The following is a 23871-nucleotide window of genomic DNA, read 5'->3' on the forward strand; positions in this document are numbered from 1 at the left end:
AGGTCACTCGTTGTAGATAAAACAAAATATTGCCACTAAAAAGGCTTGTTTTCTATTTTTATGCGAATAATCTTGTAATTCCAACAACAAATCGACGGCGGCGCAGTTAATGACTCTTCGAATCGCAATCAATGGTTTTGGCCGCATCGGCCGCAACGTCCTCCGTGCACTGTATACCCAAGGTTATCGTCGCGACTTGCAGATCGTCGCCATCAACGACCTGGGCGACAGCGCAATCAATGCTCATCTGCTCAAGTTCGACACGGTTCACGGCACCTTCGATGCCGACGTGCAGCACGATCACGAAAGCCTGACGGTCAATGGTGACCGTATCTCGGTCAGCGCCATCCGCAACCCGGCCGAACTGCCCTGGGCCGCCGAAAAAATCGACGTCGTGTTCGAATGCACCGGTTTGTTCACCGACCGAGCCAAGGCCGCCGCCCATATCAGCGCCGGCGCCCGCAAGGTGATCATTTCGGCCCCGGCCAAGGGTGCCGACGCCACCGTAGTGTATGGCGTGAACCACGACATCCTGCGCCAGTCCCACCAGATCATCTCCAACGCTTCGTGCACCACCAACTGCCTGGCCCCGGTGGCCCAGGTGCTGCACCGCGAGCTGGGCATCGAAAGCGGCCTGATGACCACGATCCATGCCTACACCAATGACCAGAACCTGACCGACGTCTACCACAGCGACCCATACCGCGCCCGTTCGGCCACGCAGAACATGATCCCGAGCAAGACCGGTGCCGCCGAGGCGGTGGGCCTGGTGCTGCCGGAACTGGCGGGCAAGCTGACCGGCATGGCCGTGCGCGTGCCGGTGATCAACGTGTCGCTGGTGGATTTGACCGTGCAGCTCAAGCGTGAAGCGTCGGCCGAAGAAGTCAACGAACTGCTGCGCCAGGCTAGCCAGCATTCGAAGATTCTCGGCTACAACACCCTGCCGCTGGTCTCCAGCGATTTCAACCACAACCCGCTGTCGTCGATTTTCGACGCCAACCACACCAAGGCCAGCGGCAAGCTGCTCAAGGTACTGGCCTGGTATGACAACGAATGGGGCTTCTCCAACCGCATGCTGGATAACTGCCTGGCGTTGTGTAACGCCGAGTAACTCACCGCGCAGCCGGTAATGTGGGAGCAAGCTTTGCTCCCACAGGTTTGCTTCCACAGGCCTGCTTCCCAGGCTTGCTCCCCACATGGACTCGGGGTGGTGAAATGAGGGCTTGACCCATTGACTAGATGATAAGCATTATCATCTAGTCAAATCGAATCGGGCCCTACCGTGAGTCAATCGCGCTTTCATCACGTCTTCCTTGCCCAGCGCACGCCACTGCTGCGCACCCTCCAGCGCATGGTCAACAACCCCAGCACCGCCGAAGACCTGCTTCAGGAAACCTACCTGCGTGTCACTCGCGCCTTGGGCGAGCGCACGGTCGAGCACCTCGAACCCTTCGTTTTCCAGACCGCCCGCAACCTGGCGCTGGACCACTTGCGTGCGCGGCGTATTCAGTCCCGGACCCTGCTGGACGACGTGCCGCAGGAAGTTGTCCACAACGTGGTCGCCCCCCAAAGCAGCGCCGAAGACGCGGCCCATGCCGAGCAGATGCTCGAACGCCTCAATCTCCGCCTGCAAGCGCTGAGCCCGCGACAGCAGCAGATTTTTATCCTCAGCCGGCTGCACGGTCACAGTTACCAGGACATCGCTAAACGGCTGGACGTGTCGCTGAGCACCGTGCAGAAGGAACTGAAGCTGATCATGGCGATCTGTGTGGGCGTGGCCGAACGCCTTGGTGGCGACTGAACCTGTAAGGACTTTCTCTAAGAGGCCGTCGCCGATTGCGCTGGCCTGCGACCCTGCTAGGCTTGGTCGCTGACGCTAAATAGCCGTGCAAAAGACACTGCGAGGAACCACCGTGACAGACAAACAACGTGCCCCTGAGCACGCTGCGGCGCAGGACACCGCCCATGCCATGGAACAGGCGCTGGACTGGCTCATTCTGCTGGATAACCCCAGCGAGGAGCAGACCCGGCAGTTCCAGGCCTGGCTGGCGGCCGATCCGCGCCATGGTCAGGCATTCAAGCGGGCCCAGGCGATCTGGAACGGCCCGCAAGTGATGCAAAGCGCCCGGCAACTCAAAGGCCGCCCCCAAGCCAGTGCACTGTCACGCTTGCGCGCCCATTGGAAACCCTTGGCCACCGCTGCCGTGCTGTTTCTGGGCCTGTTCAACTTCAGCGACCTGCCCCTGCGTCTGCAGGCCGATCACCTGACCGTGGTCGGTGAACGCCAGCGCCTGCAACTGGAGGATGGCTCCAAGGTCCTGCTCAACACCGACTCGGCCTTTTCCAGCACGTTCAACGACCAACGGCACATAGCTCGGTTGTACAAAGGCGAGGCGTTTTTCGAAGTCCCGGACACACGCACCCTGCCTCTGCAAATCGACGCCGGGCCGGTCATCGCCAGCGTCAGTAACACCACCTTCGCGGTACGCTACCTCGATGGCGTGACGCAAGTGCAGGTGCAGCGCGGTGATGTGGATTTGCGGGCCACGCGTTATGACGCCCATGTCAGGCTGTCGGCCGGGGAAAGCATCCGCATCGGCCCCAACGGCTTCGACCGCCCTGCCCGGATGGATGCCAGCACCGATCTGGCGTGGGTCCAGGGACGGCTGGTGTTCGAGAATCGACCGCTGAACCAGGTGCTGGCCGAGCTGCGACGCTACTACCCCGGCTGGATCATCAACAACAACGAACGGTTGGCCCAGGTTGCAGTGACCGGCAATTATCGCCTCGACCAGCCGCTGGACGTGGTCCGTTCTCTGGCCCACATCACCTCTGCGCGCCTCCAGGAATTCCCGGCGCTGGTGATCCTGAACTAAATGAGAATTATTTTTACTCGATAGGCTTCGCTGGTTCGTCTCGTTATAGCCAATGCAATTGATTCGCATCCAGCGACATCATCTGCACCTATAACAGATGCGACACGGAGCGCTATCGATGTCCTCTCGCCTTACCCGCCGGTCCCTTGCCCCTGCGTGCACGCTGTCATTGCTGACCGCCGCCATCCTGATCGCCGGCACCGCGCCGACCGCCCTCGCCGCCACCACGGTGGAGCCGCCTGCGCGCAATATCGGTGATTACACCTTTGCCATTGCCCAGCAACCGCTGGTCTCGGCACTGAATGCGTTCACCGCCGTCACGGGCTGGCAGGTCGGCTTGCCCGCAGAACTGGCCGAAGGCGTCGCGTCGCCGGGCGTAAACGGCTCGCTACCAGCGGAAAAAGCCCTGGAGCGCTTGTTGGTGGGGACCAACCTGAGCTACCGCAAGCTGGGCAACACCAGCATTGTTCTGCAAAAGCACAGCACCAGCAGCGTACTGAACCTGCAGCAGGTGACGATCAGCGCCACACGCCAGGAACAGGACATCGTCAGCGTACCCAGCAGCGTCAGCGTCCACGACCGGCAGGAACTGGACCGCAACAACGTCAACACCCTCAAGGATCTGGTGCGCTATGAACCCGGCGTTTCAGTGGGTGGGGCAGGCCAGCGCGGCGGCATCAGCGGCTACAATATTCGCGGAATCGACGGCAACCGGGTGCTGACGCAGGTCGACGGTGTGGAAATTCCCGGAGGTTTCTTCAACGGCCCGTACGCCAAGACCCAGCGCAATTACGTGGACCCGGAAATCGTCAAGCGCGTGGAGATCCTCCGCGGCCCGGCCTCGGTGCTGTACGGCAGCAATGCCATCGGCGGCGCCGTCAGCTATTTCACCCTTGATCCGGACGACATCATCAAACCGGGTAACGACGTCGGCGCCCGCCTGAAGACCGGCTACAGCTCCGCCGACGAAAGCTGGCTCAAATCCGCCACCCTCGCAGGTCGCAGTGGGCCGTTCGACGGCCTGTTGCATTACAGCCAGCGCGACGGTCATGAAACCCAATCCTACGGCAATAACAACGGCACCGGCCTGGACCGCACCGCGGCCAACCCTGAGGACGTGCGCACCCACAATGTGCTGGCCAAGCTCGGCTGGAACTACAACGATGATTCGCGCCTGGGTCTGGTCTACGAGAAGTACAAGGATGACCGGGACACCGATCTGAAAAGTGCCTATGGCGGCCCCTACTCCGACGGCCAGCCGGCAATTCCTGACTTTGTATTGCCCGGCGGCATGTATCAGTGGCGCACCGGTAACGACACCATCAGCCGCGAGCGCTTCGGCCTGGAGCACAGCTTCGCCCTCGACAGCCTGCTGGCCGACCACGTGAAGTGGAGCCTGAACCACCAGATCGCCAAGACCGACCAGAGCACCGCCGAGTTTTACTTCCCCATCACCCGCCAGGTGCTACGCACACGAGAGACCCTCTACGAAGAAAAACAGTGGGTTTTCGACGCCCAGCTGGACAAGGCCTTCAGCCTCGCCGACACCGATCACGCGCTGACCTACGGCACCACGATCAAGCAGCAGAAAGTCACCGGTTCGCGCAGTGGCAATGGCGTCTGTCTGGCCGTCGGCGTGGGTTGCTCCGCCGTCGGTGACATCAGCACCCGGGACGTGCTGGAAAAAGCCAGCGACTTCCCGGACCCGACCATCAACACCTACAGCCTGTTCGCCCAGGATCAGATCCGTTGGAACCGATGGACTTTCACGCCGGCCCTGCGCTACGACTACACGCGGCTCAAGCCGCACCTGACCGAGGCATTCCTCAACACCGTGGACCCCACCAGCGGCGGTGAAGTCAGCGACAAGAACAAGACCTGGCATCGCGTCTCGCCCAAATTCGGCCTGACCTACGCCCTGAGCGACCAGTACACCTGGTACGGCCAGTACGCCGAAGGCTTCCGCACGCCAACCGCCAAGGCGCTGTATGGTCGCTTTGACAATCCCGGCGCCGGCTACAGCGTGGAACCCAACCCCGATCTGGAACCGGAAAAAAGCAAAAGCTATGAGACTGGCCTGCGGGGCCGTTTCGACTCCGGTTCGTTCGATGTGGCGGTGTTCTACAACAAGTATCGCGACTTCATCAACGAGGATGCGATCACGCCCGGGGCCGATGCGCTGACCTTTCAGAGCAATAACATCAAGCACGCCACCATCAAGGGCGCCGAGGTCAAGGGACGCCTGAACCTGGATCTGTTCGGCGCACCGCAAGGCCTGTACACCCAAGGCTCGGTGGCCTATGCCTACGGTCGCAATAACGACACAGGCGAGCCGATCAACAGCGTCAACCCGCTCACCGGCGTGTTCGGCCTGGGTTACGAGCAGGACCGGTTCGGCACGTTGCTCAGCTGGACCCTGGTCAAGAAAAAAGACCGCGTCGACGACAGCAACTTCAACTCGCCCGATGGCGTCAGCAGCCAGTTCAAGACCCCGGGCTTCGGCATCCTCGACCTGACCGGTTTCTACAAGGTGACCCACGACGTCACCGTCAGCGGTGGTCTCTACAACCTCACCGACAAGAAGTACTGGCTGTGGGATGACGTGCGTGGCTACGACAGCGTTGGCGAAGCAGCGGTGCTGAGCCCCGCCAACCTCGACCGTCTGACCCAGCCCGGGCGTAATTTCGCGGTCAATCTGATCTGGGATATCTGACTCGGTTGCCAGGCAAAACAAATACCTGTGGCGAGGAGCGTCATGTGAGAGCAAGGCTTGCCCGCGATGAAGGTGATGCGGTCTTCCAGGAATCGAGGCGCCTGTTCGCGAGCAAGCTTTGCTCCCACAGCCTCTCGCCACAATGTGCTCATTCGAAGGAGTTTTTCATGACTACCCAACACCCCGTTTTACGCTCCCAACGCTTGAACCAGATCACCCACGAGCCCCACAGCAGGCTCGATGCACTGGTCAAGGCCCACGCCCCGTTCGAAACCAAGGCCAACTTCGCCCGCTTCGTCGTGGCCCAGTACCTGTTCCAATCGGAACTGGTGGCGCTGTACAACGACGCCGAACTGTCCAGCCTGATCCCCGACCTGCCGGCCCGTTGCCGGGCAGAAGCGGCCAAGGCAGATCTTGCGGACCTGGACACCGACGTCCCCGCGCCAGTAGCCGGCGCGGTAAAAAATCCGACCCAGGCCGAGGCCCTGGGTTGGCTGTTTGTCTCCGAAGGCTCCAAGCTCGGTGCTGCATTTTTGATCAAGCGCGCCGTCGGCCTGGGCCTGAGCGAAACCTTCGGCGCTCGGCACCTGGCAGAACCTGCCGGCGGTCGTGCTGAAGGCTGGAAAACCTTCATCCGCACCCTCGACGGCCTGGCCTTCACTGAACAGCAGGAAGCCGAAGCGGACAAAGGCGCGCTGGATGCCTTCAATCGGTTTACGGTGTTGCTCGAGCACGGCTATGAAGCTGAACTGGCCTGAAATTCACCACCACTGCCTGTGGGAGCGAGCCTGCTCGCGATTGCGGTGTGTCAGCCTCCAATGATGGCGCCTGGCACACAGCTATCGCGAGCAGGCTCGCTCCCACAAGGAAATGCGTAGGCCTGAAAGAAGTTCATGAACTGTCCAGCCTCGAAAACCGCCCAACTACTCTTCGCCCTGCTCGCCTACACCAGCCTGGCCATCGGCCTGGTCGCCATCGTCGTGCCCGGCCTGCCGACCACCGAGTTCATCCTGTTGGCAGCCTGGGCCGCCACCCGCAGTTCACCGCGACTGAGCGCCTGGCTGGAAAGTCACCGGCTGTTCGGGCCGATGCTGCACAACTGGCGCAACGGCAAGGTCATCCCGCGCCGGACCAAGGTCGGTGCCACCGCCAGCATGCTGTTCTGCGCCGGGCTGATGCTGGTGATGCTCGACCACGGCTGGCCGGTGTATCTGGCCTTGGCCGGCATGGTCCTGGGTAACCTGTGGATCTGGTTCCGCCCGGAACAAGTGCGGGAGCTTGCTCCCGCTGGGCCGCAAAGCGGCCCCCAACGCGATTTTGAACTATGATCGCCCTCTCGTTCCGGAGGGCTTTCGATGTCAGATCTGCTCACGTCCATGCAAGCCGCGCTTGGTTTGCCCACGACCCCGATCACCTTCACCGGCGTCGGTGCCCTGCCGTCGGCGTTCGCCGTCACGGAGCTGGCCTGCGCCAGTATTGCCGCAGCCGGCCAAGCCGCCGCCGAGCTCATCCACCAACAAACCGGCCGTCTGCCGGCCCTGGAGGTCGACCGACGGCTGGCGTCGTTCTGGTTCTCCACCTCCCTGCGCCCCATCGGCTGGAGCGTACCGCCGATGTGGGATCCGGTAGCCGGCGACTACCCAACCACCGACGGCTGGATTCGCCTGCACACCAATGCGCCGCATCATCGCCTTGCCGCGGAAAAAGTCCTCGGCACCTGCACCGACCGCGCCGACATGGCGGCCAGGGTGGCTCGCTGGAACAAGGCCGAGCTGGAGCAGGCGGTGGTCGAGGCGGGCGGTTGCGCCGCCGAGATGCGTTCATGGCAAGCGTGGCAAACCCACCCTCAAGGCTTGGCAGTCAATGCCGAGCCGCTGGTGCACCTGAGTGAAACGACTGGAGAGCAGCGCAAGCCCTGGCTCGGCTCCGTGACCCAGCCACTGGCGGGCCTCAAGGTACTGGACCTGACCCGCGTCCTGGCAGGCCCCATCGCCAGCCGGTTCCTCGCAGGCCTGGGAGCCGACGTGCTGCGCATCGACCCACCGAGCTGGAACGAGCCCGGCGTGGTGCCGGAAGTCACCCTCGGCAAACGCTGCGCCCGCCTGGATTTGCACCGAGCTGAAGATCGCGTGGCTTTCGAGGCTCTGCTCAAGGACACCGACATCCTCCTGCATGGCTACCGCGCCGACGCCCTGGAACGTTTGGGCTACGGTGCCGAACAACGCCAGCGAATCGCCCCTGGTCTGATCGATGTCAGCCTCAACGCCTACGGCTGGAGCGGCCCCTGGCAGAACCGGCGCGGCTTCGACAGCCTGGTGCAAATGAGCAGCGGCATCGCCGAAGCCGGCATGGGCTGGAAACACACAGACAAGCCAACCCCGCTGCCGGTGCAGGCCCTGGACCACGGCACCGGATACCTGATGGCCGCCAGCGCGATTGTGTTGCTGTCCCGACGATTGATGAGCGGCCAGGGCGGCTCGGCACGCTTGTCACTGGCGCGCACGGCGAAGCTCTTGATCGAGCGTGGCGCGGGGGATCCGACCTCATTGCGGGCCGAGGCCGAGGATGATCAGGGACTGGTGGTCGAACAGACGCCGTGGGGACCGGCCCATCGCCTGCAGGTGCCCTTGAAAATCACCGGAACACCACTGCAATGGACCTTGCCGGCGGCGGAGTTGGGCGCGCATCGGGCCCGGTGGTGACGACCGTCCGTTGTGGCGAGGGGATTTATGTGGGAGCAAGACTTGCTCCCACATAAATCCCTCAACGCCCCCAAAAAGCTGACCTTCGCCTCAAAGCGCCAAAAACCCACTGTACAACCCATAAGCCGCCATGCCCGCCCCGGCCATCACACAGGCAAAGACCCCCTTCTCAACGTGAGTGAACAAGGGCTGCCCCTGTTCGCGCTTGGCCTGGGCAAACAGAATCACCCCGGGGGCATACAACAGCGCCGACAACAGCAGGTATTTCACGCCACCGGCATACAACAACCACACCGCGTAGCACAGGGCAACGCCACCGATGCACAGGTCTTTCATGCGCCGAGCCGAGGCCTGTTCATAGGTTTCCCCACGGGCGCACAGCAGCACCGCATAGGCCGCCGACCACAGATACGGCACCAGAATCATCGACGAGGCGAGATAGATCAGGCTGGTATAGGTGCCTGCGGAAAACAGGGTGATCAACAAAAACAGCTGGATCATGCCATTGGTCAGCCACAGCGCATTGACCGGCGCATGGTTGGCGTTTTCCCTGGTCAGGAATGCCGGCATGGTCTTGTCCCGGGCGGTGGCGTAAAGAATTTCCGCGCACAACAACGCCCAGGACAGCAGCGCGCCGAGCAGTGACACCGCCAGTCCCACACTGATCAGCAACGCGCCCCACGGCCCGACGATATGCTCCAGGACGCCGGCCAAGGATGGGTTCTGCAACTGCGCCAGTTCAGGCTGGCTCATGACCCCCAGGGACAGCACATTCACCAGCACCAGCAACGCCAACACCCCGAGGAATCCGATCACTGTCGCACGCCCTACGTCCGCGCGTTTTTCTGCCCGCGCCGAATACACACTGGCGCCTTCGATACCGATGAACACGAACACCGTGACCAGCATCATGTGCCGCACCTGGTCCATCACACTGCCCAGGTCCGGGCTCAGTGTGCCCCAGATATCGCGGGTGAAAATCTCGGCCTCGAAGGCCACCCCGGCCATTACAACGAACATCAACAGCGGCACGATCTTGGCCACGGTGGTCACCAGGTTGATGAACGCCGCTTCTCTGATGCCCCGCAGCACCAGGAAATGCACCGCCCACAGCAGCAACGATGCACAGCCGATGGCCACCGGCGTATTGCCTTGGCCGAACACCGGGAAGAAATAGCCCAAGGTACTGAACAGCAGCACGAAGTAACCGACGTTGCCCATCCAGGCGCTGATCCAGTACCCCCAGGCGGACGAAAAACCCATGTAGTCACCGAACCCGGCCTTGGCATAGGCATACACGCCCGAGTCCAGTTCCGGCTTGCGATTGGCCAGGGTCTGGAACACAAAGGCCAGGGTCAGCATGCCGACGGCGGTAATGGCCCAGCCAATGAGCACCGCTCCGACATCAGCCCGAGCCGCCATGTTTTGCGGCAGGGAAAAGATCCCTCCACCGATCATCGACCCCACCACCAATGCGATCAGGGCGCCGAGGGGTAACTTTTCGATGGGCTGCGGCATGTTCTCTCACTATTTAAATAAGTAAATAAAGCGACATAACGTTTTTGAATAACGCCATCCACGAAAAGTCCAAATACTTATGGACCGACCATTGTCCAATGGCATCAATTAAAAAGTCCATGTGGCAAGATTATTTTTGTCATGTCAGCAGCCTACAAAATAGTTGCGACTCATTGAAAATCAACTAGCGTGAATAATCCCGAGGGAAGGAAACTTTATATTCCCCTGCCGAACGCCCCATAGAGTGGGCCTTTCGCACAACTACAGACGCCTACGGACGCCGTTAACGCCTTCATTAACAATGGAATGTTGTCATGCACTGATCCAGATCAGCTATTCAACTTTCAAATCGACTTAGTCTGTTGATTCTCTTCTCCTGCGCTGGAGTCTCGCAAATGTCTGATACCCCCGCAAAACTTCGATTGGGTGCACTGGTCGCCCTGGTCGTCGGTTCGATGATCGGCGGCGGAATCTTTTCCTTGCCGCAAAATATGGCGGCCAGTGCCGATGTCGGCGCCGTGCTGATCGGCTGGGCCATTACCGCCGTCGGCATGCTGACCCTGGCTTTCGTATTCCAGACCCTGGCCAACCGTAAACCCGATCTGGACGGGGGTGTATATGCCTATGCCAAGGCCGGGTTCGGTGACTACATGGGCTTCTCGTCGGCCTGGGGTTACTGGATCAGCGCCTGGCTGGGCAACGTCGGTTACTTCGTGCTGTTGTTCAGCACCCTGGGCTACTTCTTCCCGGTGTTTGGCGAGGGTAATACCGTCGCGGCGGTGATCGGTGCATCAGTGCTGCTCTGGGCGGTGCATTGGCTGGTCCTGCGGGGCATCAGAGAAGCGGCGTTCATCAACTTGGTGACCACCATCGCCAAGGTGGTGCCGCTGTTGCTGTTCGTGCTGATCGCGGTGTTCGCCTTCAGGCTCGATATCTTCACCGCCGATATCTGGGGCTTGAAGAACCCGGACCTGGGCAGCGTGATGAATCAGGTGCGCAACATGATGCTGGTCACCGTGTGGGTGTTCATCGGCATTGAAGGGGCGAGCATATTTTCCGCCCGTGCCGAGAAACGCACAGACGTAGGCAAGGCGACCGTGATCGGTTTCATCACCGTGCTGCTGTTTCTGGTGCTGGTGAACGTGCTGTCCCTGGGGATCATGACCCAGCCTGAACTTGCAAAGTTGCAGAACCCGTCCATGGCCGCCGTGCTGGAGCACGTCGTCGGCCATTGGGGCGCGGTGCTGATCAGCGTCGGCCTGATCATCTCGCTGCTCGGTGCCCTGCTGTCCTGGGTGCTGCTGTGCGCCGAGATCATGTTCGCCGCGGCCAAGGACCACACCATGCCCGAGTTCCTGCGCCGGGAGAACGCCAACCACGTACCGGCCAACGCCCTGTGGCTGACCAATGCGATGGTCCAGCTGTTCCTGATCATCACTTTGTTCTCGGCCAGCACTTACCTGTCACTGATCTACCTCGCCACCTCGATGATCCTGGTGCCCTACCTGTGGTCGGCGGCTTACGCCGTGCTGTTGGCGGTACGCGGCGAGACCTACGAAAACGCCCTGGCCGACCGCCGCAAGGATCTGACCGTGGCGGCTATCGCCCTGATCTACGCGGTGTGGCTGCTGTATGCCGGCGGGATCAAATACCTGCTGCTCTCCGCCCTGCTCTACGCCCCCGGCGCGATCCTGTTCGCCAAGGCCAAGCGCGAGCTGGGCAAACCGATTTTCACCTCTGTCGAGAAGCTGATTTTCGCCGCAGTGATCGCAGGCGCCCTGGTGGCCGCCTATGGGCTCTACGACGGCTTCCTGACCTTGTAGCTGGCTGATTGTCTTAACTGGAGGATTTGTAATGACCACGGAAAAAGTGAAATACGGCGTTCATTCCGAAGCCGGTAAATTACGTAAAGTCATGGTGTGTTCCCCAGGCCTGGCCCATCAGCGGCTGACCCCGAACAACTGCGACGAGCTGCTTTTCGACGACGTGATCTGGGTCAACCAGGCCAAGCGCGATCATTTCGATTTCGTCACCAAGATGCGCGAGCGTGACATCGACGTGCTGGAAATGCACAACCTGCTGACCGACATCGTCGCCATCCCCGAAGCCCTGGACTGGATCCTGCAGCGCAAGATCACCGCCAACTCGGTGGGCCTGGGCCTGGTGAATGAAGTCGGTTCCTGGCTGCGCAGCCTGGAGCCACGCCATATCGCCGAATTCCTGATCGGCGGCGTCTCGGCCGATGACCTGCCGGACAGCTTCGGCGGCAAAACCATCCAGATGTTCCGCGACTTTCTCGGGCACTCAAGTTTCATCCTGCCGCCGCTGCCCAACACCCAGTTCACCCGCGACACCACTTGCTGGATCTATGGCGGCGTGACGCTGAACCCGATGTACTGGCCGGCACGCCGCCAGGAAACCCTGCTGGCGAGCGCCATCTACAAGTTCCACCCGGAGTTCACCCAGGCTGACTTCCAGATCTGGTACGGCGACCCGGACCAGGATCACGGCAACGCGACCCTCGAAGGCGGCGACGTGATGCCCATTGGCAACGGCGTCGTGCTGATTGGCATGGGCGAACGCTCGTCGCGCCAGGCCATCGGTCAACTGGCGCTGAACCTGTTCAAGCACAAGGCCGTGGAACGGGTGATCGTCGCCGGCTTGCCGAAATCCCGCGCCGCCATGCACCTGGACACCGTGTTCAGCTTCTGCGATCGCGACCTGGTGACGGTTTTCCCGGAAGTGGTGAGCCAGATCGTCGCCTTCTCCCTGCGCCCAGACGAGAGCAAGCCCGGCGGCATCGATGTGCGTCGCGAAGAAGGCAGCTTCCTCGATACCGTCGCTGCGGCCCTCAAGCTGCCGGCGCTGCGGGTGGTGGAAACCGGCGGCAACAGCTTTGCCGCCGAACGCGAACAATGGGACGACGGCAATAACGTGGTGGCCCTGGAACCGGGCGTGGTGATCGGCTACGACCGCAACACCTACACCAACACCCTGCTGCGCAAGGCCGGGGTGGAAGTCATCACCATCAGCGCCAGCGAACTGGGCCGCGGCCGCGGCGGTGGTCACTGCATGACCTGCCCGATCATTCGCGACCCGATCGACTACTGACCTTTGAGCCTGGGCCGGTATTTACCCAATACCGGCCCAGGGGATAACCGAAACCCAAGGAGATCCAAATCATGGCTTTCAACATGCGCAACCGCAGCCTGCTGAGCTTGATGCACCACACCAACCGCGAACTGCACTATCTGCTGGACCTGTCCCGCGACCTCAAGCGTGCCAAGTACACCGGCACCGAGCAGCCACACCTCAAGGGCAAGAACATCGCGCTGATCTTCGAGAAAACCTCGACCCGCACCCGCTGCGCCTTCGAAGTCGCGGCCCATGACCAGGGCGCCCACGTCACCTACATCGACCCGGTGTCGTCGCAGATCGGCCACAAGGAAAGCATGAAAGACACCGCCCGGGTGCTGGGACGGATGTTCGACGCCATCGAGTATCGCGGCTTCGAGCAGGAGATCGTCGAGGAGCTGGCCAAATTCGCCGGCGTGCCGGTGTTCAACGGCCTGACCGCTGAATTCCACCCCACTCAAATGATCGCCGACACCCTGACCATGCGCGAGCACAGCGACAAGCCGCTGCACGACATCAGCTACGCCTACTTGGGCGATGCCCGCTATAACATGGGCAATTCGCTGCTGATGATCGGCGCCAAACTGGGCATGGACGTACGCATCGGTGCGCCAAAGGCCCTGTGGCCGCACCAAGATTTCATCGACCAGTGCCAGGCCTTCGCCGCCGAAAGCGGCGCACGCATCACCATCACCGAGGACCCGAAGGAAGCCGTCAAGGGTGTGGACTTCATCCACACTGACATCTGGGTCTCCATGGGCGAGCCGGTGGAAGCCTGGGACGAGCGCATCGAGCAACTGCTGCCCTACCAGGTCAACGCGCAAATGATGAAGGCCTCGGGCAACCCGCGGGTGAAATTCATGCACTGCCTGCCGGCGTTCCATAACAGCGAGACCAAGGTCGGCAAGGACATCGCCGCGCGCTATCCGAACCTGGCCAATGGCGTGGAAGTGACCGAGGAGGTGTTCGAATCCCCGGCCAACATCGCCTTCGAGCAAGCGGAAAACCGCATGCATACCATCAAGGCGATCCTGGTGTCGGCGCTGGCGGATATCTAGAACCTCAGGCAACTCGCGCGTTCTGGAGCAGAACTGTGGGAGCAAGGCTTGCCCGCGATACAGACACCTGGGTGTAGCTGATGGACCAGGCGATGCCATCGCGGGCAAGCCATGCTCCCACAGGCCAGCTCCCACAAGGGGGCCGAGTCGTCCATTATTTCTCTGTCAGAGGACAGCATTATGCGCATCGTCGTAGCCCTGGGCGGCAACGCCCTTTTGCGTCGGGGTGAACCCATGACCGCCGACAACCAACGCAGCAACATCCGCACGGCGACCGAACAGATCGCCAAAATCCACCCCGGCAACGAGCTGGTCATCGCCCACGGCAATGGCCCCCAGGTCGGCCTGTTGTCGCTGCAGGCCGCGGCCTACACCTCGGTCTCGCCGTATCCGCTGGACGTGCTCGGCGCCGAGACCGAGGGCATGATCGGTTACATCATCGAACAGGAACTGGGCAACCTGCTGGACTTCGAAGTGCCGTTCGCCACGTTGTTGACCCAGGTCGAAGTGGACGCCAACGACCCAGGCTTCCAGAACCCCACCAAGCCCATTGGCCCGGTCTACACAAAGGCTGAGGCGGAAAAACTCGCGGCTGAAAAAGGCTGGTCCATCGCCCCGGATGGTGACAAGTTCCGCCGCGTGGTCGCCAGCCCTCGCCCCAAGCGCATCTTCGAAATCCGCCCGATCAAGTGGCTGCTGGAAAAAGGCAGCATCGTGATCTGCGCTGGCGGGGGTGGTATCCCGACGATGTACGACGCCGACGGCAAGCTACGGGGCGTGGAAGCGGTGATCGACAAAGACTTGTGCTCGGCGCTGCTGGCTGAACAACTGGAAAGCGATCTGTTGGTGATTGCCACCGATGTCAACGCCGCGTTCGTCGATTTCGGCAAGCCGACCCAGAAAGCCATTGCCCAGGCCCACCCCGATGAAATGGACAAGCTGGGGTTCGCCGCCGGTTCCATGGGGCCGAAAGTCCAGGCCGCCTGCGAATTTGCCCGCAACACTGGCAAGGTCGCGGTGATCGGCTCACTCTCGGACATCGAAGCGATCGTCCAAGGCACCGCCGGCACCCGCATCAGCACGGCCCAACTTGGCATCGCTTATCGATAACAGGAAACTTGCGGGGCAGATTCACGGTCTGCCCTACACCCACGCCTTCGAAGGAGAGTCGTTTATGGCCATGTTCGAACCCGGTCACCTGCACATGGAACGCCATGCACTGAACAAGGATGATTTCAGCTATAACCTGTGCATCGACTATAAGGTCGACCAGAACAAAAAAGAGGGCACGGGCATGTCGTTCCGGGTGCATGGCACCGTTGAAGACAAGCCTGTGGACGAAGAATTTTTCCTGGCCAAGGACCAAGCCTTCGACTTCGCCCGCCATGCCACGCGCATCGCCCAGAAATACGGCCTGCCCAAGACCGCCAGCATCGGCTCGATGCACAAGTACTACGACGAGATGTTCGAAGACGTACGCAAGCAACTGGACGTCAAGCCGGGCGACCCGATGAAGCCTGAACACCTGGAGTAACCTGGTTCAAAGCCCCCCAATTCCCGGTGGGAGCGAGCCTGCTCGCGATAGCGGTGCAACAGTCAACATCAATGGGGGCTGACCCACCGCATTCGCGAGCAAGCCCGCTCCCACAAAGGGTTATCAGCGTCCTGAATATCGGTTACATCAAACCACTGACTGGCTGGCAACCCGCTACGGCTGACCTATGCTGAAAGTAGTACCCACGGGTATTCGTTCAGAGGTCATCGCCATGAACATTAAAACAAGAAGACGCCTCGCCATTTTTATCACCTGCACCGCCACGCTTGCGCTGTATGGCACGGCGGCCTATCGGGTCGAACAGACTAGGCAGTTGCCGCGTGAATACGCCAGTTGCAACTTCGAACGCTGCATTCCTCACACCGCGACCCTGAACGCCTTGCGCTGAGGCGTGTTCAGTCGTCCGGTTGATCGGTCTTGAGCCGGTCCCGGAATGCCTTGGGAGAGATGCCAACCCGCCGGCGAAACAACCGGGTGAAATTGGTCGGGTCGGAAAAGCCGAGCATTTCAGAGATCTCGTAGATGGTCATGCCGGTGTAGGTCAGCAGCCGTTTGGCCTCCAGCAGTTGGCGCTCATGCATGATCTGCAGGGCCGGCTGCCCCGCCAGTTCCCGACAGGTGCCGTTGAGGTGCGACACGGAGATGCCCAGACGATGGGCCAGGTCTTCGACCTTGACATGCTGGCGATAGGTTTCTTCCACCAACTGAATGAACCCGTTGAGGTACTCCCGCGCGCGTTGTGGGCGCTGGGCCTGCGTACGCCGCTGCATCACCTGACGACTGACCCAGACCATGATCACGCTGACCAAGGCATGCATCAGCATTTCCCGGGCCGGCTGATGCCCACCGTATTCAGCCTGCAGGGCGCTGAACAGGCTATTGAGGTACTCGGCATCTTCCAGGGCCGGGTAGCTTTCGGCCTGGGCCAGCACGTTGACCGAATGACCCAGCTGCGATTGCAGGTGCGTCACCAGCGGTGCGGCCAGGGTCACCACGTAACCCTGCACATCCTCGGAAAAACGGAAGCCATGCACCGACAACGGCGGCAGGATCTGCACCGCCGGCTCGTCGAGCTGTGTGCGCTGGCCTTCGATTTCCAGCTCCGCCTGGCCCTTGAAGACAAACAACAACTGACAGAGATCGGCGTGCCGATGGGGTTTGATCTCCCATTGGTGCTCTCGGCTGCGCTTGGAAATGGTTTCACAGTGCAGCAGGTCCGGGGTCGGCCAATCCTGGCTCTCGCCGTAGAGCTTGAATACCGGGATTGAAGGCAGGTCTGTTTTTTTCATCACGAGGATCGGCCTGGGTTGCGGGCGATAATCGCACCGATTGGTAGAAAGTACAGGTATCGGCTCAGTTTTCCCCTTCAATTGACAGGTCCGCAAGCGAAAAATGCAAGCACCCCAATCAACACCGACCCTGGTCAGGTGCTTCGTGCGAGTCATAACAACAATGAAAACCCTCAAGACCCAAGTTGCCATTATCGGTGCCGGCCCTTCTGGGCTGCTGCTCGGCCAGTTGTTGCACAACGCTGGAATTGACACGGTGATCCTCGAACGCCAGACCCCGGACTATGTGCTGAGCCGCATCCGCGCCGGTGTGCTGGAGCAAGGCATGGCCCAACTGCTGCGCCAGGCCGGCGTCGGCCAGCGCATGGACGCCGAGGGACTGCCCCATGACGGCTTTGAGCTGGCGCTCAACGGCCGTCGGGTGCACATCGACCTGAAGGGGCTGACTGGCGGTAAAAACGTCATGATCTACGGCCAGACTGAAGTCACCCGCGACCTGATGGCCGCCCGAGAAGCCGCCGGCGCCCGCACGCTTTATCAGGTCGGCAATGCCCAGCCCCACGACATGCAAACCGAGAGCCCCTTCGTGACCTTCGAGCACCAAGGGCAAACCTGGCGCCTGGACTGCGATTACATTGCCGGTTGTGACGGTTTCCATGGTGTGGCGCGCCAGTCGATCCCCGCGGAAAAACTCAAGGTCTTCGAGCGGGTCTACCCGTTTGGCTGGCTCGGCATCCTGGCCGACACCCCACCGGTTCACGAGGAGTTGGTCTACGCCCGTCACGAACGTGGTTTTGCCCTGTGCAGCATGCGTTCCAAGACTCGCACCCGTTATTACCTGCAAGTGCCCGCCGAGGAGCAAGTGGCCGATTGGCCGGACGAGCGCTTCTGGTCTGAACTGAAAAACCGCCTGCCAGCCGACCTGGCCCAAGCACTGGTGACAGGTCCCTCCATCGAGAAAAGCATCGCGCCGCTGCGCAGCTTCGTGGTCGAGCCGATGCAGTATGGACGGATGTTCCTGGTGGGGGACGCCGCCCACATCGTTCCGCCCACCGGCGCCAAGGGGCTGAACCTGGCGGCCAGCGACGTCAGCACGCTGTTCAACATTCTGCTCAAGGTCTATCGCGACGGCCGTACGGACTTGCTGGAAAAGTATTCCGCCATTTGCCTGCGACGGGTGTGGAAAGCCGAGCGTTTCTCCTGGTGGATGACGTCCATGCTGCACCGCTTCGACGACGACGCCTTCAACCAGCGCATCAGCGAAGCGGAGCTGGAATATTTCGTCGACTCCGAGGCGGGTCGAAAAACCATCGCGGAAAACTACGTCGGACTTCCTTACGAGGCTATCGAATAGCCGGCTATCGACTTAAACTGCGGGCTCAGTCCTATTCGCCCCCCAGGCGTGATGCCCGCAGGTTCCGCCTTGACTCAACTCCATACCTCCCACGCCCCACAGCCTGCCATCCGTAGTGTGCTGGTGGCCCTGATGCTGGCGATTTTTCTCGGCGCATTGGACCAGACCATCGTCGCCGTCTCGATGCCGGCCATTTCCGCCCAATTGGGTGATGTCGGCCTGCTGGCCTGGGTGATTTCCGGCTACATGGTCGCCATGACCGTGGCGGTGCCGATCTACGGCAAGCTCGGTGACCTCTACGGTCGGCGGCCGTTGATGCTGTTCGGCATGGGGCTGTTCACCCTGGCCTCACTGTTCTGTGGGCTGGCGCAAAACATGGAGCAACTGGTGCTGGCGCGCATTTTCCAGGGCATCGGCGCCGGCGGGATGATCTCGGTGAGCCAGGCGATCATCGGCGACATCGTGCCGCCCCGCGAACGTGGCCGTTATCAGGGCTATTTCAGCAGCATGTATGCGCTGGCCAGTGTGGCGGGGCCGGTATTGGGCGGCTACATGACCGAGTACCTGTCGTGGCGCTGGGTGTTCCTGATCAACCTGCCCTTGGGCCTGGGGGCCTGGCTGATTGCCCGGCGCACCCTCGTCGGGTTGCCGGTGCCGCACCGTAAGCCGATCATCGATTACCTGGGCACCGTGCTGTTGATCATCGGCCTGACCGCGCTGCTGCTGGGCATCACCGAGGTTGGCCAGGGCCACGCCTGGCACAGCAGAGAGGTACTGGGGCTGCTGGGTTGCGCCGTGGTGGCATTGTCAGTGTTCATCTGGCAGGAGCGCCGGGCCCGGGAACCGTTGTTACCGATGCACCTGTTCGTCAACCGCAACGCCGTGTTGTGCTGGTGCACGGTGTTTTTCACCAGTTTCCAGGCGATTTCCCTGACCGTGCTGGTGCCGTTGCGCTATCAGAGCGTGACCGGGGCTGGCGCCGACAGCGCAGCGCTGCACTTGTTGCCGCTGGCGATGGGGTTGCCCATAGGTGCTTATTTCGCCGGACGCCGTACCTCGATCACTGGCCACTACCAACCGATGATCCTCAGCGGCGCCCTGCTCTTCCCGTTTGCGATCCTCGGCATGGCCTTCACCCCGCCCGACGCGTTCTGGCTCAGCAGCCTGTTCATGCTGCTCAGCGGCATCGCTTCCGGCATGCAGTTCCCGACTTCGCTGGTGGGGTCGCAAAACTCGGTGCAACAGCAGGACATCGGGGTCGCCACCAGTACCACCAACCTGTTCCGCTCTCTCGGCGGTGCCGTGGGTGTAGCGCTGATGTCGGCGTTGCTGCTGGCCTTGCTGCAGGACTCAAGCGTTGCCCAATTCGCCGGTTCGTCGCCGTTGGGTGAAGGGCATTCCGGCAATGTTTTGCTGGATGGATTGAACGCTGCCCCCGGCGAAGCACAACACGCCTTGCGTCAGCAATTGCAGACGACGTTCCGGCATTTGTTGCTGATCAGCGCCGCGGTGTCGTTGTTGGGGCTGGCGGCGGCAGTGGCGATGCCCAATCGCGTGTTGCGTGGGCGGGATGACAAGGCGCGCTAGTCAGAATGCACAAATAACCTGTGGTGGGAGATCTGTGGGAGCAAAGCTTGCTCGCGAAACAGGCGCCTCGGTTTTCTGAACGACCGCATCGCCTTCATCGCGGGCAAGCCTTGCTCCCACACAAGCCTTGCTCCCGCAGATGCTATCAAGCCGGCGCCACTACTCCCTCCAGCGGCGCCACCGCGCTCATCCCATCCTTCATCCGCTTGGCATCGCGCACGAAACAGCGCGACGCCAGGAACAGGAACACCATGGTCAGGAACAGCGCCACCGGAATCAGGAACATCGCGTCATGCAAGCCAATGGCCTTGAACGCCTCGGTCATCTGCGAGGCGCCGGTCGCGGCCATGGCCGCATGGGCAAAGTAGTCAGACAAGCCGCCTACCACCACCGGCCCCATGCCTCCCCCCAACAGATACAACCCGGCAAAGAACAACGCCATCGCCGTGGCCCGCAGACGCGGTTCGACTACGTCCTGGATCGCCGTGTATACGCACGTATAAAAGGTATAGGCAAACAGCCAGCCGACACTGAACACCGCAACGAACACACCAATTTCAATCCGTCCGGCATACAACGCCCAAGCGGTGGTGGCCGTGGAGATCACCAGGCTGAACGCGGCGAACAGCAGGCGTCCGTTGGGCACCCGTTGATGAATCTTGTCGGCAATCCAGCCGCCCAGGGTCAACCCGAACAGCCCGGTCACGCCCACCATGATCCCGGTGGCAACCGCCGCGTCGTGCAGCGGCATCAGGAAATAGCGCTGTAACATGGGTACCAGGAACGAGTTGCAGGCATAGGTGGCGAAGTTGAAACACAGCCCCGCCAACACCAGCCACAGAAAAGTAGGAATCGCCAGCACCCGACGGATCGGCTTGTCGATTTTTTCCTGGGAGATCTGCACCGCTTCCGCCGCGCCGCGCTTGGGCTCCTTGATGAAAAACATGAACACCGCCAGCACCAGCCCCGGCACCGCCGCGATAAAGAACGGCGCGCGCCAGCTGTCGAAGGCCTTGACCATCGCCCCGATGGTGAAGAACGCCAGCAGCAGACCGATCGGCAGGCCCAGCATGAAAATGCCCATGGCCCGCGCCCGACGGTGGGCCGGAAACAGATCACCGATCAGCGAGTTGGCCGCTGGCGCGTAACTGGCTTCACCGATCCCCACGCCCATGCGTACCACCAGAAACGCCCAGAAACTGCCCACCAAGCCATTGACCGCCGTCAGCCCGCTCCAGGTCGCCAGGCCCCAGCCCATCAACTTGCTGCGCGAACCGGTATCGGCCATGCGCCCCAGCGGCAGCCCGGCGATGGCGTAAACGATGGTGAAGGCGGTGCCGATGATGCCGATCTGGAAGTCGCTGAGGCTCCACTCCATACGGATCGGCTCGATGATGATCGCCGGGATGGTGCGGTCAAAGAAGTTGAACAGGTTGGCCAGGAACAGCAGGAACAGAATGCGCCAGGCATTCGCCGCTTGGGTCGAGTTCTGCATGGGTCCGTCTCTTTATTGTTATGGGGCACGGCGAGGCATCCGAACCCGGAGTCTGCAATCTAGACAGCGGCGCGCAGACTGTCTCCAATCATTCGCATGACTGATACCCGGCCATGGCGGGCGGCGTGTTTAGTGACTATGGTCAATTCCCTGAAGCAATTGACATCATTTTGCCTTATTTCGACTAAAGATCGCCTTCCGATGGCCGATTCAACCTATCAGGAAAGATTTTCCCGAGCGCTGCTCAGGCTGCCCCCCCTGAACGCTTGGGCCGACCTTCGCGCCGTCAAGGACGCGAGCTCCCATCCGCGATGGTTTGATGACAGTGGTCATCGAACCGACCAGTTCAGGCATATGGCGCACAATGACCTCTAAAAAAACAGCCACTGCAGTATCCGATCTTACGTTGAGCCCGGCCGCCAACGGTCCTGAAACCCCGAAGCCGCCGAGGCGCTCACGTTCCCTGTCGACTCAGCAGTATCTGTATTTCACCGAAACCAACACCGACCGCATCCTCGACAACCTCGACGGCCTGCGTGACAGCGTGTTCCCGCGCCCGCCGCACCTGGTGGACGACGAAAGCGAACGCGATCAGCAGGAGTTCCCGTCCGTATGCCTGATCGGCCTGGGTCGCTGTGGCTCCAACATCGCCCTGGACGTAGCCGAGCTGGTGTACAACGCCCGCAAGTTCTACCTCAACGAATTCAATGCCGAAGACAAGGGCTACAGCGACAAGGGTTACAGCCCGGCGCAGTGGATCCGCAACAATTTGCGCCTGGGCACCAGCAAGGTGAGCAAGCCGGTGTTTTTGGTTGAGCCGCTGGTGATGCTCGGCGACCTGGACAAGGACATCGCCGGACGCATCCGTTTTTCGCGCAAAGGCGAAAAAAGCGGCTTTTTGCGCGACTACAGCAAAATGAAAATCATGGACCTGTCGGAAGTCCATGCCGGGGGCGCCGGTAACGCGCCGATCCTGGGGCAGTACCTGGCCAAGATCATCCTGAACAAGGACACCCAGCGTTTCTCCAGCCCCGACTGGAAAATGATCCACTCGTACCTGATCGACAGCTGCGGCATCAAGGCCAACCAGTCGCGCCTGTACTTCTCGATCTTCAGTGCCGGTGGCGGTACCGGTTCGGGCATGGCCTCGGAGTTCGGCCTGGCTCAGCAGTACTCGTACATGAACAAGACGTTCGACACCAAGCCGATGGACGAACACGACAGCAAGAGCGGTCATTCCTTCGTCTTCGAGCCGATCTTCACCAGCGGCATTTGCGTACTGCCGAACATTTCCGATCACCGCAGCGAAATGTCCGAGGCGCTGCACATCAACGCTGGACGCCTGCTGTGCAAGTACCTGTCGGAAGAATGGGATTTCTCGTACAACTTCGCCAACGAAGACAGCAGCGAAGCCAGCGTGATGGGCCGCATCCGGCCCTGGAACGCGATGATGCTGATCTCCAACGACATCATGCGCTACGCCGAAGAGAGCGATGACGGCAACATCCAGAACATCGATGTCAATGCCATGGAGAAGCACGCCAACCAGTACATCTCCCAGCAGATCTTCAACATCCTGACCGCCCAGGCGGTGACCACCGACTACGACCAGAACTATTTCCGTCGTGCCGGCATCGACATTGGTGAAACCATTCGCCTGGACGCCAACGACCTGTTCATGAGCCTGGCCGGCCCGGTGGCGATTGCCTACGCCGAGTCCGTCGTTCCGGAAACCCCAGCGCCCAGCGGCGACAAGTTCAAGGTGTTCGAGAAGGAGCCGCCGCGCCTGAACATCGACGACCTGTTCTTCCGCTCCATCGACCTGCCGCACTTCAACAAAGTCACCCAGGCCATCGAAGGCATCAGCCTGTTGCCGATCGAGTCCAAGCGCTACCGCGCCTCGCTGGAGCAGTACAAGAATTCCGGCTACGACGCCGCGGCCCTGCATGACCTGCACTTCTTCAAGAACTGCTCGTCGGTGGTGTCGATCGTATCGTTGCCCAAGGACTACAAGCTGTCCTACATGGACCTGAACCGGCTCAAGACTCACCTCAACAGCCTGTTCCCCAACACCACCCTCAAGCGTTACGCGCTGGTGATCGGTGCCTCGGCCAACCTGTCGCTGACCACCCTGATCGCCAAGAGCCCCTGCCTGTCGGATGACTTCCTGACCCTGATCGTGGCGTTCATCAAGCGCTGTTTTGCCCGCACCCCGTATCGCTTCGATGACACCCTGGACAACTCGATCCTGGACTTCATCATCAACGAAGACTTCGACGAAGAGCGCATCGACGATCTGCTCAACGAGTTCGAAAACCCGGCGAAGATCCTCGACACCAACTGGTACGCGATCAAGCCGATGTACGAGAAGAAATACCGCGAGCTGATCAGCGACAAAGACAAGTTTGTCTCGATCAATGACATCCGCCTGTCCCGCGACTGCGTGAAAAAGGCGATCAAGTATTTGCGTGAGATCTACCGTCACCGCATCGGCAAGACCAAGGTTATTTCCCTGAATAACCATACGGGCAAGACTTATTGAGGCAGGCGCAGGACCGCGTCGCGCCAATCGCGAGCAGGCTCGCTCCC

19 protein-coding genes are annotated in these 23871 nt (G+C 61.0%); 16 read left to right on the forward strand and 3 right to left on the reverse strand.

Going from position 1 to position 23871, the window contains the following annotated elements:
* Positions 1-109 precede the first annotated feature (109 nt).
* The 7 genes from gap (at position 110) to BW979_RS24235 (ending at position 8291) form a co-directional block, all read left to right on the forward strand.
* On the forward strand, positions 110-1111 hold the full coding sequence (gap, locus tag BW979_RS24205) for a type I glyceraldehyde-3-phosphate dehydrogenase (protein WP_047228368.1): 1002 nt from the start codon (positions 110-112) through the stop codon (positions 1109-1111).
* Positions 1112-1282: 171 nt separating this feature from the next.
* Positions 1283-1801 carry an RNA polymerase sigma factor gene (locus tag BW979_RS24210; RefSeq protein ID WP_047228369.1) on the forward strand — a complete coding sequence of 173 codons (519 nt, stop codon included), beginning with the start codon at positions 1283-1285 and terminating at the stop codon, positions 1799-1801.
* A 169-nt stretch (positions 1802-1970) separates the two neighbouring features.
* Entirely contained in the window at positions 1971-2876 is a 906-nt protein-coding gene (locus tag BW979_RS24215) for a FecR family protein (RefSeq protein ID WP_442962060.1), read from the forward strand.
* A 118-nt stretch (positions 2877-2994) separates the two neighbouring features.
* Positions 2995-5589, forward strand: a complete 2595-nt coding sequence (locus tag BW979_RS24220) for a TonB-dependent receptor (protein ID WP_076386054.1) — start codon at positions 2995-2997, stop codon at positions 5587-5589.
* Positions 5590-5756: 167 nt separating this feature from the next.
* Complete coding sequence (locus tag BW979_RS24225; RefSeq protein WP_076386056.1) at positions 5757-6347, forward strand: biliverdin-producing heme oxygenase; 591 nt, start codon at positions 5757-5759, stop codon at positions 6345-6347.
* Between the two features lie 135 nt (positions 6348-6482).
* A complete protein-coding gene (locus BW979_RS24230) occupies positions 6483-6917 on the forward strand; it encodes a YbaN family protein (RefSeq protein ID WP_047228373.1) in 435 nt (144 codons plus the stop codon).
* A gap of 27 nt (positions 6918-6944) precedes the next feature.
* A complete protein-coding gene (locus tag BW979_RS24235) occupies positions 6945-8291 on the forward strand; it encodes a CoA transferase (protein ID WP_076386058.1) in 1347 nt (448 codons plus the stop codon).
* A 90-nt stretch (positions 8292-8381) separates the two neighbouring features.
* Here BW979_RS24235 and arcD (BW979_RS24240) read toward each other — a convergent pair whose 3' ends face one another.
* On the reverse strand, positions 8382-9809 hold the full coding sequence (gene arcD, locus BW979_RS24240) for an arginine-ornithine antiporter (protein WP_047228375.1): 1428 nt from the start codon (positions 9807-9809) through the stop codon (positions 8382-8384).
* A gap of 395 nt (positions 9810-10204) precedes the next feature.
* Between arcD (BW979_RS24240) and arcD (BW979_RS24245) the strand changes: the two genes are divergently transcribed.
* The 6 genes from arcD (BW979_RS24245) to BW979_RS27665 all read left to right on the forward strand — a co-directional run bounded on the left by arcD (BW979_RS24245) (position 10205) and on the right by BW979_RS27665 (position 15945).
* Positions 10205-11632 carry an arginine-ornithine antiporter gene (gene arcD, locus BW979_RS24245; RefSeq protein WP_047228376.1) on the forward strand — a complete coding sequence of 476 codons (1428 nt, stop codon included), beginning with the start codon at positions 10205-10207 and terminating at the stop codon, positions 11630-11632.
* Positions 11633-11663: 31 nt separating this feature from the next.
* A complete protein-coding gene (gene arcA / locus BW979_RS24250; RefSeq protein WP_076386060.1) occupies positions 11664-12920 on the forward strand; it encodes an arginine deiminase in 1257 nt (418 codons plus the stop codon).
* 71 nt (positions 12921-12991) lie between these two features.
* Positions 12992-14002: an ornithine carbamoyltransferase gene (locus BW979_RS24255; protein ID WP_047228378.1), complete on the forward strand. Its 1011-nt coding sequence runs from the start codon at positions 12992-12994 to the stop codon at positions 14000-14002.
* Between the two features lie 180 nt (positions 14003-14182).
* Entirely contained in the window at positions 14183-15112 is a 930-nt protein-coding gene (arcC, locus tag BW979_RS24260; protein ID WP_047228379.1) for a carbamate kinase, read from the forward strand.
* Positions 15113-15176: 64 nt separating this feature from the next.
* Positions 15177-15536, forward strand: coding sequence for a DUF5064 family protein (locus BW979_RS24265; RefSeq protein WP_047228380.1), 360 nt, complete (start codon positions 15177-15179; stop codon positions 15534-15536).
* A gap of 232 nt (positions 15537-15768) precedes the next feature.
* Positions 15769-15945 (forward strand): hypothetical protein, encoded by a 177-nt coding sequence (locus BW979_RS27665; protein ID WP_172833804.1) that lies wholly within the window; start codon positions 15769-15771, stop codon positions 15943-15945.
* Between the two features lie 7 nt (positions 15946-15952).
* Here the strand turns inward: BW979_RS27665 and BW979_RS24275 are convergent, their stop codons facing one another.
* Positions 15953-16846 carry a helix-turn-helix domain-containing protein gene (locus tag BW979_RS24275; protein ID WP_076386064.1) on the reverse strand — a complete coding sequence of 298 codons (894 nt, stop codon included), beginning with the start codon at positions 16844-16846 and terminating at the stop codon, positions 15953-15955.
* Between the two features lie 163 nt (positions 16847-17009).
* On the opposite strand from BW979_RS24275, the gene pobA reads away from it, so the two are divergent.
* Entirely contained in the window at positions 17010-18200 is a 1191-nt protein-coding gene (gene pobA, locus BW979_RS24280) for a 4-hydroxybenzoate 3-monooxygenase (protein ID WP_076386066.1), read from the forward strand.
* Positions 18201-18251: 51 nt separating this feature from the next.
* Complete coding sequence (locus BW979_RS24285) at positions 18252-19787, forward strand: MDR family MFS transporter (RefSeq protein ID WP_156893533.1); 1536 nt, start codon at positions 18252-18254, stop codon at positions 19785-19787.
* Positions 19788-19932: 145 nt separating this feature from the next.
* On the opposite strand, the gene BW979_RS24290 is transcribed toward BW979_RS24285, so the two are convergent.
* Positions 19933-21282, reverse strand: coding sequence for a spinster family MFS transporter (locus BW979_RS24290; protein WP_047228383.1), 1350 nt, complete (start codon positions 21280-21282; stop codon positions 19933-19935).
* A gap of 364 nt (positions 21283-21646) precedes the next feature.
* On the opposite strand from BW979_RS24290, the gene BW979_RS24295 reads away from it, so the two are divergent.
* Complete coding sequence (locus BW979_RS24295) at positions 21647-23824, forward strand: hypothetical protein (RefSeq protein ID WP_047228435.1); 2178 nt, start codon at positions 21647-21649, stop codon at positions 23822-23824.
* Positions 23825-23871: the final 47 nt, after the last annotated feature.

This window comes from Pseudomonas sp. A214 (assembly GCF_900156295.1).
GTDB lineage: Bacteria > Pseudomonadota > Gammaproteobacteria > Pseudomonadales > Pseudomonadaceae > Aquipseudomonas > Aquipseudomonas rhizophila.